Origin of the sequence: Limibacillus halophilus (assembly GCF_014191775.1) — a bacterium.
Lineage (GTDB): Bacteria > Pseudomonadota > Alphaproteobacteria > Kiloniellales > CECT-8803 > Limibacillus > Limibacillus halophilus.
This window is the reverse complement of sequence record NZ_JACHXA010000003.1, coordinates 93,874-106,920: the sequence shown is the minus strand read 5'-3', so window position 1 is coordinate 106,920 and position 13,047 is coordinate 93,874. Positions and strand designations below refer to the sequence as shown.

Here is a 13,047-nt window from a genome sequence, read left to right as displayed (position 1 = left end):
CCTGCAAGATGGTATACAAGTAAGACCAGTTTCTAAAACGCCTCTCGGTTCCGACCGGCGGTACGTTGCGTATCAGCTCTCGACATCACTTTGGAAAGGCAAGCTTATGATAGGGTCACCTGACAGGGACGCGGCGGTTGCCGGGGTCGCCAAGGAGTATTATGCGGCCATGTTGGATGCCGATGGAGATCGGTTGAGAAACATTTTCCATCACAAAGCCATCATCGTCGGGCATTTTGGTGGAGAGCTGGAACAGTCAACATTGGAGGCATTTATCGCCTCGACACCCGACGCCAGAACGGGTGAAGGCCCCTTTGAATGCAGGGTCGACAACATGGCTCTGGTGGGTGATATCGCTGTGATAACGCTGGGAGGTTACAGCTACGGCCACTGGTTCAGTGATCATCTGTCACTTGTGGAGATCGAAGGGCAGTGGCGCATCGTCAGCAAAACCTTCTTCTGCCATCCGGGAAAGGGCGAGGGTCATTGAACGCCAACCCATCCCTCAATAACCGTCAGTAGCAGCGGGTGCGGGTGCCCCATTGGATACGGCCGTCAGGCAGGAAACGATAGACTTCGTCCTGCTCGCAGACGCGTGCTCTTGGTGCCACGGCATAGCGAGGCGCGTACGGATATCGTGGCTGTGAAAGCAGGGTGCTGGCCAGAATCGAGCCGCCGATGATGGCTGCACCGATAATGATAGCATCGTCGTTGTACTTGTAATGCCCGTGTCCATGCCCGTGGTGATAGCCACGATGGTATTTGCCACCCGCCATCGCCGGAGTGGTAAGCGCCAGAACACTTAGGATGAGCAGGGACACCGCTGTTCGGCTTTTCATGATGAAGCGCTCCTGAAATCAGTGCCGGGGCGAATTATATCAAGCAATATGGTGTCTCACAAATGAAGTGTCATCGCTTTTGACGCTCGTCAGGTGGCAACATTCGTTGCGGCAGTTTGCGAGGGAGAGGGACAATTGGCAGCATCAAAATTCTATCGCTGGTCGGAAATAACGGGCTCGGAGAGCGATGCTATTCTGCGCAAGGAGATTGTCGGTATCGGCGCGTCGCTGAAGCACGTGGTCGTGCCCGCCGGGACACGCGCCGAACGCCATGAACACGCCTTCGAGCAATTCATTCAAGTGCTATCAGGATCGGGAGTGCTGGAATGTGCGGCTGGGTCGACGCCGTTAAAGCCCGGGACCGTGATCCACTTGCCGCCGGGGTCATGGCACAGTGCGGTGTTCGAGACCGAGACGGTACTTGTTGAGGTCAATCTTGATCGCTAAACGAGGCGCCTGTGGTGTTGTCAGTCAAGGCCGACCTTTTGCTGCTCTTCCGTGAGGCACAGCAGGTCCGATTCTGCTGACATTGCCAATTTCGAACGACCGAGGGCTTCGCGGCTCATGTTCTTGGCAGCCGGCCCGAATTTTTCCGGATCGACCGCACAGAGTGTGGCCAAAGCTTTTTGAACCTTGACCGACACCTCAAGGAGACCGGCACCGTCCCTGGATATCCATCGGAAAGCGTCGCCCAGCAAGTCTTCGACCTGTAAGTCGGCAACATAAAGCTTATCGAACCTGATTTGAGGTTCCTGCTCTTTGACGCGCTGTTGCCAATTTGCCAGGACCCGCACCAATGTGCTGACCACATCGATGGCCGTTCCCGGGTCGTTCACCGAAGGAGAGAGCGCCCGCGATGCTATCTCTGACAGAACCAGCAAGCCGAACCTCGGGTCTTCTTCAAAGGTTCTGGCATCACCGACGACAAAGGCGTTTCTAATCTTGGCGGCATCGGAATCCTCGACCGGGCTCTCGACGAGAACGACCGGGCGGTTCGGGGCGGCGTAACTGCCAGGACGCGCCACCAATAGCAGATTGAAGCCAAGTTTTTCCGCCATCTCGCCGAGCTGCGATCCGTTGATATGCTGGATGTAGCCGAAGGTCTCGAGACAGATTCCAGTGGCACTTTCAGGCACGTGCGTCAAAGCTTTGCCGCCATAATAAGGGTCTCGGGCGGCCAAGGTGAAAGCCTTCGTTGCTGCGCGCTCCACCAGATCGACGGCCTCTCCGACGCCGCCCATTTTTGATAGGCGGTTGATCCAGGAGATCAGGGTGGCAATAACAATTGCAATAACCGCTAGGCTGATCGTGAAGATGATGAAACGGCCCGCATCGCTGTAGTAGCCGGTCGACAAACCGACAATTCCCAGGACACTAAAAATAAAGGCCCCTATGAAGGTTGATATAGCCGTTTGGGCCGTTCGGTCTTCCGTCAGGAGCACACGAACCCGAGGCGTCGCCGAACTGGCCGAGGCTTGCAACGCGGAAACCATGGTGCCGAGAGAGAAAATCGCAACGGCGAGCATGCTGGAAGCCAAGATTCCGAGTATCTTCTCCACGGCATTCGGCTCGATGAGCGTCTCCAGAGCGAAAGGCACGATTGGTTCGACTATGGGCGCCAAGGAAAGGATCAAAATGGTTCCTGCTGCATAGGCGGCAGGGGGAAACCACATCGAGCGATAAGCGCGCATCAGATGGATGTAGAGTTTCTCTATAGACAAGGGGCGACGGGCCTTCTGTTTTCTCGATTTACCTGACGAACTCCACCTCCTTCAGTCTGCATGAAGTCACGGCCAGCTGCCAGCGCACTCATAGGGGGTGCATCCAAGGGACGTCCAGACATCTTCATGTCGATGGCTTGGTGAGGACCAAGGTAACGTTGGCTATGTACTTCCAGGGCCAGGCGCCGCCGATGCGCGGCTTCCAGTTTATTTTCATCCGCTCGGCGTAGAAGGCGGGTGTCAGCGCATAGCTAGGCTGGAGACCATGGCGCCTCGCCAATGCCGCCAGCTCGGCGGTGGTCTTGTAGTTTGTTAGGGTGTTGAGGTAGTAGGTGAGATTGCGGCTTTCGTCCTGCAGTGAGCCCGGCCCTTTATGGGCCTTGCCCAGTCGAAGGTGCCCCGCCCAGCGAACATAGCGCTCCAGCCAGACCTTGTTGGCAATCCGGTGTGCCAGCGGCAGGTTCAGATGAAACTCGAACAGGACCTCGCGAGCGGGAAACACATGCAATCCAAAGCCGCCGGGCTTGAGTACCCGAAAGTGATTGGCGAAAAAGTGGTCGTGATCGCTGACGTGCTCCAGCACCTGGTTCGACACCACGACTTCAAACCACTCGAAGGGCCAGTCGGATGTTTGCTCAAGCAATTTCAATCGGGCCGGGTCTGCAGCCAGGTCGGGCAATCGCGCGTGGCAGCGTTCGAAGAACGCGGCATCTTGCAAGCCAAAGTTCTTCACGTCGAAACCGTACACGTCGTACCCCGCCCGATGGAGCAGCGAGAGGAGTTGCCCATCACCACAGCCGGCCTCAAGGATCCGCGCTGGCGCGGGACGCAGGTACTGTAGAGTTCTGATCATATGGTTTACAGCCGTCGACATGCGCCAACCTTATAGCAGACATCGCCAGCGGCAATCGTCTCTACCATCGTAATCGATGGGGCCTTTGGAGAGGACATCTCCAGTTTTGATGATATGATCGCGACTATTCCGTCGATCCGGCAGAACTCGATCATTATCGATGGTCAGAGGAGAAGAACGATGTTCGACAAGGACCGTTTTATCGAATCCTGTAAAGCCGCCGTACCGGAAGGGCAAAAAGCCATGCGAGAGGTCGTGGCCGCGGCGGTATGTGACCCGGCCAGCATTATCAAGTCTTTGGGTGAGCCTCAATCGGCTGGACTGACACCGCTCTACCGAAGCAGCGACTTGACCATCCTCCAATTCGTATGGTCGCCGCGGATGAGTATTTTCCCGCATAACCACGAGATGTACTCGATAGTGGGGCTCTACGTGGGAAGAGAGGACAATCTGTTCTGGCGGCGTCACGGCGCGGGGATCGAAGCAGCGGGTGCAAAATCGCTTGGCCCCGGCGAGGTTGCAACCTTGGGGCCCGACATTATCCACTCGGTAACAAACCCTATCGGCAAGCGTTCCTGCGCGTTGCATGTTTATGGCGGAGATTTTTTCGACCCGCCGCAGCCGCGCAAGGAATGGGATCACGAGACCCTGGAAGAGAAGCCTTGGAGTTTAGATCACGCCAAGGCGCTGTTTCGGGAGGCCGATGAACGCCATGCCTTGGCTGAAGGAATCTAGGTGGGTCGATAACGATCCCCTTGCTAGAGCACAGGCTGGAACAATGCATCGATGATCGGGCATTGAGGCACTGAATCGCCATCGCATTGGGCCGAGACACTGGCCAGCGTCTTTTCAAGCCGCTTTAAGTCGGCAATTCTTGCGCGCACCGATCGGAGGTGCGCGAGGGTCAGTTGCTTCACTTCTGCACAGGTGTAATCCCCCCCGTCGACCAACCCCAATAGGTCACGAAGATCGGCGATGCTAAAACCCAGTTCTCTGGCGCGAAGGATGAACTGCAAGCGTGCCCGGTCAGCAGGGGCGTACTGCCGATAGCCCGCAACGGTTCGCTTCGGATCGGGCATGAGACCGATCTTTTCGTAGAAGCGGATCGTTTCAATGTTACAGCCAGTCTCGGCGGCGAGTTTTCCCCTAGTGAGTATGCGTTCCATCCATTTCTCCAGCCGCAATTTTCCGATTATCATTGTATTAAATGCAGGCTTATCCGACCACTCTATCCTTTCGCGTGTAGTGTTTGGGCATAGCGGCTCGGTACATTTAATTGACAAGCGCTGGAAGTGGCGTAGATTTTGAATTGACGGGGGATCGCGATCTCCCCCGTGGAAGCCGTCTCTATCGTCTGTATTGTCCCGGATAGACGAAGGCCTTCAAGAGGCGAGATGCCCAAGTATCGCGTTCGTTCCTTTTGTATTTGGGGAGAACGCAGCATGCCGTCTCAACTTTCCATTCCATGTGAAACTCTGTTCGCAATGATCGGTCATCCCGATTGCCCACGTGTGATCGACGTTCGGGTCGATGAAGACTTCGAAGGCGACCCTCGTTTGATCCCGGGCTCGAGAAGGCGGCCATTTCAGTCCGTTTCAGATTGGGGCCTCGAGTTCAAGGGCCAGTCGGTCGTGATCGTTTGCCAGAAGGGGCAAAAGCTGAGCCAGGGAACTGCAGCTTGGCTACGCGTGCGCGGCGTTGATGCGGTTGCTCTAGAAGGTGGAGCGCTCGCCTGGGCTTCACTTGGATTGCCGATGGTTCCACACGCGATGCTACCGCCCCATGACAATGGCAGTCCGACCGTTTGGGTCACCCGGGCCCGTCCAAAGGTTGATCGGATTGCCTGTCCGTGGCTGCTTCGTCGGTTTGTAGACCCGGATGCAGTATTCCTGTTCGTGCCGTCCGAGGATGTGTTGGCGGTTGCAGACAGGTTCCATGCCACGCCCTTTGATATCGAAGGCGATGACCTTCTTTGGACCCACAAAGGCGCTTCCTGCACCTTCGATGCGATGTTGGCCGGTTTCGCACTGCAAATCCCGGCATTGGATAGTCTCGCCGTGATCGTCCGGGGCGCGGACACGGGTAGACCCGATCTGGCACCCGAAGCCGCCGGCCTATTAGCCCTCTCGCTCGGTTTGTCTCGGCTCTATCAGGATGATCTTGAGCAACTGGAAGCTGGATTGAAGCTGTACGACGCCCTATTCCGCTGGTGCCAGGAGGCGATGGAGGAATCTCATGGGTGGCCCAGTGCCAGTCGGAGTCGCTGATATGCAGAATTCATCGGAGGTTCACGGGATCACATTTTCCCAGGCGCTGCGGGTATGGGTGCGTGTTGCATTGCTGAGTTTTGGCGGCCCGGCGGGGCAAATCGGCGTGATGCACCGTATTCTGGTCGAAGAAAAGCGTTGGGTGGGCGAGGCCCGGTTTTTGCATGCGCTCAACTATTGCATGCTGCTACCGGGCCCCGAGGCCCAGCAGCTTGCTGTTTACCTGGGCTGGCTGCTGCACAAGACCCGTGGGGGGCTCGTCGCAGGCACGCTTTTCGTTCTGCCGGGGTTCCTGTCGATTCTGGCCTTGAGTTACCTCTATGTCCTGGTCGGCGATCTCGCTGTGATTGCCGGCTTGTTCTTTGGGTTGAAGGCGGCAGTACTGGCCATTGTCATCCAAGCGGTGATACGAATCGGCAGGCGATCCCTTAGCAGCGCCGCCTCGGTCTGGCTTGCCGCTGCCGCGTTTGTCGCAATCTTTTTCTACGATGTTCCTTTTCCGATCATCATTCTGGTGGCGGCCGCGGTTGGTTTCCTTGGCACACGGGCGGGACTCGCTTGGTTCCGCCCGGGCAAGGGGCATGGCGAGAACGGCAAGGGAGCCCTGGCGGAAGCCGATTCAGCATTGGGGGAAGGGACACCAGCTCACGCGAGACCCAGCCTTTCCTGGTCAATGAAAGTAGCGTCGATCTTTCTGTTGTTGTGGCTTGCTCCAGTCCTGTGGCTGAACATTCAATGGGGAGAGTCCAATGTTTTCAGTCAAATATCGGTCTTTTTCAGCCAACTCGCCGTTCTGACTTTCGGCGGTGCCTATGCTGTGCTGGCATACGTAGCCCAGGAAGCGGTTCAGCATCATGGCTGGCTGGCTCCCGGTGAAATGCTGGATGGTCTGGGTATGGCGGAGACCACGCCCGGCCCTTTGATACAGGTCGTTCAGTTCGTCGGCTTTCTTGCAGCCAACCGGAACGCAGGCACGATGGATCCGCTGCTGGCCGGCTTACTGGGGGCGATTTTGACGACCTGGGTCACATTCGTGCCCTGCTTTCTTTGGATATTCCTGGGGGCTCCCTTCATCGAGTCGCTCCGCGAAAATCGGGCCCTGTCCGGCGGTCTTTCGGCGATTACCGCTGCCGTGACCGGCGTGATACTCAACCTATCGATTTGGTTTGCGCTTCACTTGGTCTTCACATCGGTTCGTCCTTGGTCGGGCATGGGTATTTCACTGGATTTACCAGTCTGGAGTTCGCTCGATTCAGCAGCTTTGGTGCTGGTGCTCTGTGCGGTAGGGCTGGTATTTCGCTTGAAAGCAGGCATGTTCACTACCTTGGCCTTCTGTTCGCTCGCCGGCGTGATCTGGAAGGCTGTAGTCATCGGCCTGTGAAGGACAGTTCTATCAGCAGGTTTCAGATCGGGAGTCGTCGTATATTTGTTTATGAATTTTTAAATAATGCCTACTATTCTCCGTTGTGACGAAATTAAAATTTTTCGAAAGAACAAAGGTTTGTCAAAAATTCTAAATGTAGGAGATAAAGTTTATATCATTACCCGCAGGCACTTTCCGCAAGAAGTGCGCCGCCATTTCATTGGCGAGGTGCAATCCGTGCAGGACACTGCTATTCGCGCCAGCGGATACACTTTCATTTTCGACGAGAGCCGCAACACATTCGTTCGCAAGCCGGAACTACGGGTACGCGTCTTCGGCACCACCGATTCCGGTTTGATCGTTAATATCATCTCCAACGCGGCGGACTTGGAAGCCGTCTCCTACCACGCTAATGAGAAGGGCAACGTGGTTTGCACGGACGGCAAATACTTCTCCCTGGATGTAAATGAGTTTACGTCCTCTCGATGAAATCGCTCCCCATTCTTTGCCGAGAGAATTTCACGAACAAGGCGAACAACAATCGGCAAGCTCGTCTATCGAGTGTAAGATTGCTTGCATAGCGTCGAATGCTACATCGATAATGGGGACAAGGGAGAATTGAGGCAGTGCGATCTTTTTGGGTCAATCCGCAGATGGCGAGGGACGTTGCCACGTGATTGAAGGGCTGGGCATCAAGATGCGGCTCTTCCTGGTTGCGGTCGCCGCCAGCTTTCCCTTGATGGTCTTGTTAGTTTTTGGGGCCGCCCAACGAGTCAGCGAAGATTACGACGTAGCACAGCGGATGGCCTTGAATCATGCCGGGAACGTCGGTGCGTTGATCGATGATTATCTGGAGAATCTGATCACGGTCATGAATGTCGTGGGCCATTCCGTTTCATTCGATGCCACGGATATCAACAAGAACGAGCGACTATTCTTCCGGGTAAAGCGTGATCTTCCCGCCTATGTAAACAATATAAAGCTGAATGCGCCGGATGGAGCGCCTTTGGGGTCTTCTTCCGGCTTCGAGATCGATGTCGGTGATCGGGACTACCTCGTCAATGCAGTGGATTCCAAGTCCATAGGATTCGGCGAGCCGAAGATCTCCCGCTCGACGGGCGAATGGACGCTGACTGTCGGAATGGCGCTGTTGGATTCTATGGGCGACGTTCGAGGGGTGTTGTCCATCTCGACCCGGTTGAAGGAACTCAACAGTCTGGTGGCTTTGAGTGGGGTTCCTCGCTCTGCGCTGGTCACAGTGTTGGATCAGCATGGTCACGTCGTGACCCGAAGTCACGATCCGGAGGACTGGATCAGCAGAGATCTGTCGCACTTGCCGGGCGTAATCCGTGCCATACAAAGAGTTTCCGGGATTACCGACGGCCCTTCGGCCGATGGTATTCAGCGGCTTGGCGCCTACAGCCCGATGCGTGCTGCGCCTTGGGTGGTTTACGTCGGGATTCCCAACAACGTTGCTTTCGCCGATGCCAACAGCGAAGTGTGGCGCGGGGCCATAGCCTTTTTGGCCTCAATACTGATCGGCACGTTGGCGGCGCTGTTCTTCAGCCGCATGATTTCGCGCCCGTTGCGAGACCTGGCGCAAGATGCACGAAATTTTGGCCTCAATGACCTCAAGCAGCGGTCTAGGGTTCGGCAAGGCGGAGAAATTGGGGAATTGGCAACGGCCTTTAATCAAATGGCTGAGCGCTTATCCGACCGCGAACAGCGCAACGCCATGGTCGAGCAGGCCTCGCCGGTCGTAATTTGGGACCGCAACGTTCAGACAGGCGAGGAAGTGTGGAGCGCCGGCATCACCTTGATTTTCGGTTACCCGATGGAAGAGGTGGGGAAGGCGGCAACTTGGTACCGGGAGTTGATCCACCCGGCTGACCTTCCAGCGTACGAACAGAGCCTGGAAGCGTTTTTGAGCGGCCCGTTGCGGCGCAGGGAGTTCTTTTACCGTTTGCGCCGTGCGGATCAGACTTATGCTCATGTCGAGGATACAGTCGTGGTGGCGCGCGATGACCGCGGCAACCCGTCCCGACTAGTCGCGACGGTTCGGGACATCAGTGATCGGGTCACGGCGGAAGCGCAGCTCCGTCAAGCGCAGAAACTGGAGGCCGTCGGCCAACTTACCGGCGGCGTCGCCCATGATTTCAACAACCTTTTGCAAGTAGTCAGTTCCTCTTTGGATATCCTGGATTCACCGGATTTGCCCGAGGAAGAACGCACTGAAATGATCCAACAGGCTCTGGAAGCCGTCTCGCACGGTTCTGACCTGACCCGGCAGCTCTTGGCTTTCTCCAGGCAGCAACCACTGCAACCTTCTGTCGTGGAGCTTGACGCCTTCGTTGCAAAGCTCCTGCCTTTGTTAAAAAGGACGCTGGGCGAAAGAATTGAGATCACGTTCTCGGCCATGCCGAATGAGCATACCTTTATCAACGTCGACCGGGCGCAGCTTGATAGCGCAATCATGAATTTAGCGCTCAATGCACGGGACGCCATGCCCAACGGCGGGCATCTCGCGTTCAGCGTAAAGTTTAAACAAATCGAAGAAGATGAAGAGAGCGGCATCGATGGCTCGCTGTACGCCATGGAAGGCCTCGAGCACGGCGCTTACTGTGTGTTGGAGGTCTCCGACGATGGTGAGGGCATGTCGGAGGAAACGCAGGCTCGTATCTTCGAACCCTTCTTCACCACCAAAGGACTGGGAAAGGGTTCAGGCCTGGGGCTGCCCATGGTTTTTGGATTCATGGCACAGTCGAATGGGAAAATTACGGTCTATAGCGAACCCGGTCGGGGTTCGACGTTCCGGCTTTACTTCAAGGCCCATGAGGCCCCGGCTGTTGCGGCGGCGGATGATAATCTGGAGATTCCCGTGCCAACCGCAAATGGTATGCGGCTTCTTGTGGTCGAAGACAATGATATGGTGCGCAGCACTGTAAAGCGTCAGTTTGAATCCTTGGGGTATGCTGTTGTTGAGGTGGGCAACGGCGCGGAAGCTCTAGATGTATTGAAGAACGATCAGGATTTTTCGCTGATATTCAGTGACGTTGTGATGCCTGGAAAAGTGGATGGCGTGGCCTTGGCCGATTCCGTCCAGCAGAATTATCCGCATATAAAAATTCTACTTACCTCGGGGTTCCCGAATTCAGAACGTCCGAACCACAGCTATTCTCTATTGTCCAAGCCCTATAGGCGCCGTGAACTGGCAAAGGCAGTCCACGACGCTATAAAGGGATGAATCCGATCACGGTTCGACGCCGCCACCGCTTTCGACCCAATCCTTGAAAGCGCCAAGGTTGTAGACTGATTTGTACCCCATATCGATCAGAGTCTTTCCAGCCAGGGCGGAGCGGCCTCCAGAAGCGCAATAAAGAATGACCGGGCGGTTCGGATCGAAGGCCTCGTTATGGTAGGGAGAGGCAGGGTCGGCTCTGAACTCAAGCATACCGCGTGAGACATTGAGCGCCCCTTGAACCTTGCCGGTGGATTGAACTTCCGGGGCATCGCGAACGTCGACCACCAGTGCATTTTGTTCTGCGACAAGCGTGGTGGCTTCTTCAGGCGTTATGCGTGTTACTGCCGCATTAGCCGCTGCGAGCAATTCCTTAACTGAACCTGGCATTGTCATACTCCTAAACGATATGGCTATGATGTCTTGCGTTCGCACTCTTCAACGGTCTCGAAAGAATGCACCTAGGGTCCTGTAGTCATCCGGTCCAACCTCAATCGATGCCTGCTGTCGGTTATGCGCAGCGTTCCCGCTATGACGGCCGCCACGGCACCCAGCGAGGTACCCCCAGATATAAGAAACATAACAAGGAGCTGATACTTTGTGGCTTCAACAGGATCGACACCCGAAAGAATTTGCCCCGTCATCATTCCCGGCAAGGAGACCAGGCCGGTAGCCGCCATTGCATTTATTGTCGGCATGAGCGCGCTTCGTACAGCTTGTCTCGTAAAGGGAAGCATGGCTTGAAACCGGGTGGCCCCAAGGCAGAGCTGAGCTTCTATCGCTGTTCGTTCGCGGGCTGCTGAGCTGGTCAGGCGGTCTAGGCCCAAGGCAATCCCTGTCATGGTGTTGCCCATGACCATTCCCAGGATCGGAATTGCAAAGCGCGGATGATACCAAGGATCGGTTTCAATCTGTGTGAGGAGGGCGAAAACGGTCACCGCGAAGGCGGCGGTGGCCATGCAGGACACACCCAGACCATAGGACCACCAACCGGTCAGTCGGCGCTCCTGCCGTGCCATGATCTCCCGCCCTGCAAAAAGAACCATCACCAAAGCCGCCAAGGCGGTGAGCCAAGGCGAAACGGTTGAGAAAAGCGCGCGCAATACGAACCCGATCGCCATCAACTGAACAATCATCCGAACAGCGGAGATCGCGAGCTGGCGCTCCAACCGTAGCTGTAGCACCAACGACAAGGCACCGTTGAAGAACAAAAGAATCGCAGCCAGGGCGAGATCGACGAAATCGAGATGCACATAGCCGGTCATGCCCGCACTATCCCGTTCCCAATGATCCTGAAATGCCTTTTGGCGACGCGCCGGGCCTGATCCTCACGGTGAGTAACCCAAATGGCGGCGAGGCCATCCGTTCGGCAGCGCTCTGTGATAATTGCTTCAACAGCTTCTGTTGTTTCCGGATCAAGCGCCGCTGTGGGCTCGTCGAGGAGTATAACCTGGGGGCCTGTGGAGAGTGCGCGTATCAAGCCCAGACGCTGCCGTTCGCCGGTCGAAAGGCGGCTGATCGGCCATGAACCGCAATCGCTTGGAATACTGAGTGTCCGTAAACTCTCTGATATCCTGTGCCAAGCTTCGAAGTGCTGATCCACCCGAGAGGCCCACCATCCCGGTTCCGCTGGAACATATCCGATTTTCCGCCGCCACTGCGGTGCAGGAACCTGACTGCGAGATCGTCCGTCCAGAAGGATGTCGCCCTCACTGGGATCCAGGTCGGCTATTGCCCGTAGCAGCAGACTCTTTCCGCTTCCCGATGGTCCTTGCAGCGACACGCACTCGCCGGAAGCCAGCTCCAGATCAAGCGGGCCAAGGTTGCGCGTCTTTAGTGACCTGAGAAGAAGCATGCGCTTTGTTTTCCTGCCGAATGCGGAAATATTGGCAGGAGTTCGTATGGTAATCAAAGCCTGAGTGACGGGCCATCAGGGGGTATCAGCGTCCGCACTTGTTTTGTGCTGTTGCAGGCCGTAGCGCTCTAGCAGGTCGTCATGACGACCCGAGTTAGCAACCTTTGCGAACGTCCGCACAACCTGTTCTGCGGAGTAGAACTTGAACCACCAGGGGAAGATTGCGTGCACCACGCCTGCAACACCGGCCAGGAGTAATTTCCATGAGTTCGTGAAGGCGAAAACACCGTGTCTAAAATAGGCTTGTGGTCGATCTGGACGTTCATGTCTTAGGTGGTCAATCATGAACGAGGGTAGTTTCATTCTAATATTCTCCGAGAAATCACTTTGGTTTTAAAGTGACCTCTGGGTAGGCTGAACGGGATGCTGGTGCAACCCTATTGTTCAATGGGTGTTCCGCCTTTTGCTTACTTCTAGGTTGGATCATTCATTCGTTTGCCGGTTCCCTTTTCAAGGTGATGGCGAAGTTAGCGCTGGAGTTGATGTAAATCTGCATCGGCGCTTGGTTGTTGTAGTTCTGAACCTGGGTGGAAACGTTCAAGTTAGTGAGTTTGCAGGTGTCGGCGATAACCTCCAGCATTAAGGCGCATTCCTTTTTTGCCATCTCGTAAAGAACGCGGCTGGCCTCGTTGCGGACCTTGGTAATTGCTTCCTCCGACAGGTCGGATATCGGCGATTGAGAATTGAAGTTCACATTGACGTTGACGATTTCTTCTTGCGGCAATGCCATTTTGCGCGCTTCGACCGGTGAGGACAGGAGCAGGCTGACGAAGAGCGGTGCAAAAAGCGCAGCAGCGGCTTGGCGGACTGAAGTGTGGTGACAGTCGTACATCTTCGTTCCTCCGGTTAGA

The 13,047-nt window shown here is 55.8% G+C and carries 16 protein-coding genes; 7 read left to right on the top strand and 9 right to left on the bottom strand.

Annotated elements, in window-relative coordinates; genetic code table 11:
- Window positions 1-106: 106 nt before the first annotated feature.
- Window positions 107-490 carry a nuclear transport factor 2 family protein gene (locus FHR98_RS06285; RefSeq protein ID WP_183415808.1) on the top strand — a complete coding sequence of 128 codons (384 nt, stop codon included), beginning with the start codon at window positions 107-109 and terminating at the stop codon, window positions 488-490.
- Between the two features lie 25 nt (window positions 491-515).
- On the opposite strand, the gene FHR98_RS06280 is transcribed toward FHR98_RS06285, so the two are convergent.
- Window positions 516-839, bottom strand: coding sequence for a hypothetical protein (locus tag FHR98_RS06280; protein ID WP_183415807.1), 324 nt, complete (start codon window positions 837-839; stop codon window positions 516-518).
- Window positions 840-974: 135 nt separating this feature from the next.
- Here FHR98_RS06280 and FHR98_RS06275 point away from each other — a divergent pair, with 135 nt between their 5' ends.
- The gene (locus FHR98_RS06275; protein WP_183415806.1) at window positions 975-1,286 is read left to right on the top strand and encodes a cupin domain-containing protein; all 312 of its coding nucleotides are present in this window, start codon (window positions 975-977) and stop codon (window positions 1,284-1,286) included.
- Between the two features lie 20 nt (window positions 1,287-1,306).
- Here FHR98_RS06275 and FHR98_RS06270 read toward each other — a convergent pair whose 3' ends face one another.
- On the bottom strand, window positions 1,307-2,560 hold the full coding sequence (locus tag FHR98_RS06270; RefSeq protein WP_183415805.1) for a DUF2254 domain-containing protein: 1,254 nt from the start codon (window positions 2,558-2,560) through the stop codon (window positions 1,307-1,309).
- A gap of 124 nt (window positions 2,561-2,684) precedes the next feature.
- Window positions 2,685-3,413 (bottom strand): class I SAM-dependent methyltransferase, encoded by a 729-nt coding sequence (locus tag FHR98_RS06265; RefSeq protein WP_183415804.1) that lies wholly within the window; start codon window positions 3,411-3,413, stop codon window positions 2,685-2,687.
- Window positions 3,414-3,593: 180 nt separating this feature from the next.
- On the opposite strand from FHR98_RS06265, the gene FHR98_RS06260 reads away from it, so the two are divergent.
- Window positions 3,594-4,148 (top strand): hypothetical protein, encoded by a 555-nt coding sequence (locus FHR98_RS06260; protein WP_183415803.1) that lies wholly within the window; start codon window positions 3,594-3,596, stop codon window positions 4,146-4,148.
- A 23-nt stretch (window positions 4,149-4,171) separates the two neighbouring features.
- Here FHR98_RS06260 and FHR98_RS06255 read toward each other — a convergent pair whose 3' ends face one another.
- Window positions 4,172-4,579 carry a MerR family transcriptional regulator gene (locus FHR98_RS06255; RefSeq protein ID WP_183415802.1) on the bottom strand — a complete coding sequence of 136 codons (408 nt, stop codon included), beginning with the start codon at window positions 4,577-4,579 and terminating at the stop codon, window positions 4,172-4,174.
- Window positions 4,580-4,855: 276 nt separating this feature from the next.
- Between FHR98_RS06255 and FHR98_RS06250 the strand changes: the two genes are divergently transcribed.
- The 4 genes from FHR98_RS06250 to FHR98_RS06235 all read left to right on the top strand — a co-directional run bounded on the left by FHR98_RS06250 (window position 4,856) and on the right by FHR98_RS06235 (window position 10,287).
- On the top strand, window positions 4,856-5,680 hold the full coding sequence (locus tag FHR98_RS06250) for a chromate resistance protein ChrB domain-containing protein (protein WP_183415801.1): 825 nt from the start codon (window positions 4,856-4,858) through the stop codon (window positions 5,678-5,680).
- Between the two features lies 1 nt (window position 5,681).
- Window positions 5,682-7,061: a chromate efflux transporter gene (gene chrA, locus FHR98_RS06245; protein WP_246377540.1), complete on the top strand. Its 1,380-nt coding sequence runs from the start codon at window positions 5,682-5,684 to the stop codon at window positions 7,059-7,061.
- A gap of 120 nt (window positions 7,062-7,181) precedes the next feature.
- The gene (locus tag FHR98_RS06240) at window positions 7,182-7,532 is read left to right on the top strand and encodes a hypothetical protein (protein ID WP_183415799.1); all 351 of its coding nucleotides are present in this window, start codon (window positions 7,182-7,184) and stop codon (window positions 7,530-7,532) included.
- Between the two features lie 148 nt (window positions 7,533-7,680).
- Complete coding sequence (locus tag FHR98_RS06235) at window positions 7,681-10,287, top strand: ATP-binding protein (protein WP_183415798.1); 2,607 nt, start codon at window positions 7,681-7,683, stop codon at window positions 10,285-10,287.
- Between the two features lie 6 nt (window positions 10,288-10,293).
- Here FHR98_RS06235 and FHR98_RS06230 read toward each other — a convergent pair whose 3' ends face one another.
- From FHR98_RS06230 to FHR98_RS06210, 5 genes are all read right to left on the bottom strand, one after another.
- A complete protein-coding gene (locus FHR98_RS06230; protein WP_183415797.1) occupies window positions 10,294-10,671 on the bottom strand; it encodes a rhodanese-like domain-containing protein in 378 nt (125 codons plus the stop codon).
- A gap of 71 nt (window positions 10,672-10,742) precedes the next feature.
- Window positions 10,743-11,546 (bottom strand): ABC transporter permease, encoded by an 804-nt coding sequence (locus FHR98_RS06225; RefSeq protein WP_183415796.1) that lies wholly within the window; start codon window positions 11,544-11,546, stop codon window positions 10,743-10,745.
- Entirely contained in the window at window positions 11,543-12,136 is a 594-nt protein-coding gene (locus FHR98_RS06220) for an ABC transporter ATP-binding protein (RefSeq protein ID WP_183415795.1), read from the bottom strand. The genes FHR98_RS06225 and FHR98_RS06220 overlap by 4 nt, the downstream gene beginning before the upstream one ends.
- A gap of 75 nt (window positions 12,137-12,211) precedes the next feature.
- Entirely contained in the window at window positions 12,212-12,499 is a 288-nt protein-coding gene (locus tag FHR98_RS06215; RefSeq protein ID WP_183415794.1) for a DUF6356 family protein, read from the bottom strand.
- Window positions 12,500-12,623: 124 nt separating this feature from the next.
- Window positions 12,624-13,028 (bottom strand): hypothetical protein, encoded by a 405-nt coding sequence (locus tag FHR98_RS06210; RefSeq protein ID WP_183415793.1) that lies wholly within the window; start codon window positions 13,026-13,028, stop codon window positions 12,624-12,626.
- Window positions 13,029-13,047 lie beyond the last annotated feature (19 nt).

Coding starts and splice junctions, on each gene's coding strand:
- FHR98_RS06285 (WP_183415808.1), top strand. CDS start 107: ATGATAGGGTCACCTGACAGGGACGCGGCGGTTGCCGGGGTCGCCAAG.
- FHR98_RS06280 (WP_183415807.1), bottom strand. CDS start 839: ATGAAAAGCCGAACAGCGGTGTCCCTGCTCATCCTAAGTGTTCTGGCG.
- FHR98_RS06265 (WP_183415804.1), bottom strand. CDS start 3,413: ATGATCAGAACTCTACAGTACCTGCGTCCCGCGCCAGCGCGGATCCTT.
- FHR98_RS06260 (WP_183415803.1), top strand. CDS start 3,594: ATGTTCGACAAGGACCGTTTTATCGAATCCTGTAAAGCCGCCGTACCG.
- FHR98_RS06255 (WP_183415802.1), bottom strand. CDS start 4,579: ATGGAACGCATACTCACTAGGGGAAAACTCGCCGCCGAGACTGGCTGT.
- FHR98_RS06250 (WP_183415801.1), top strand. CDS start 4,856: ATGCCGTCTCAACTTTCCATTCCATGTGAAACTCTGTTCGCAATGATC.
- chrA (WP_246377540.1), top strand. CDS start 5,682: ATGCAGAATTCATCGGAGGTTCACGGGATCACATTTTCCCAGGCGCTG.
- FHR98_RS06230 (WP_183415797.1), bottom strand. CDS start 10,671: ATGCCAGGTTCAGTTAAGGAATTGCTCGCAGCGGCTAATGCGGCAGTA.
- FHR98_RS06225 (WP_183415796.1), bottom strand. CDS start 11,546: ATGACCGGCTATGTGCATCTCGATTTCGTCGATCTCGCCCTGGCTGCG.
- FHR98_RS06220 (WP_183415795.1), bottom strand. CDS start 12,136: ATGCTTCTTCTCAGGTCACTAAAGACGCGCAACCTTGGCCCGCTTGAT.
- FHR98_RS06215 (WP_183415794.1), bottom strand. CDS start 12,499: ATGAAACTACCCTCGTTCATGATTGACCACCTAAGACATGAACGTCCA.
- FHR98_RS06210 (WP_183415793.1), bottom strand. CDS start 13,028: ATGTACGACTGTCACCACACTTCAGTCCGCCAAGCCGCTGCTGCGCTT.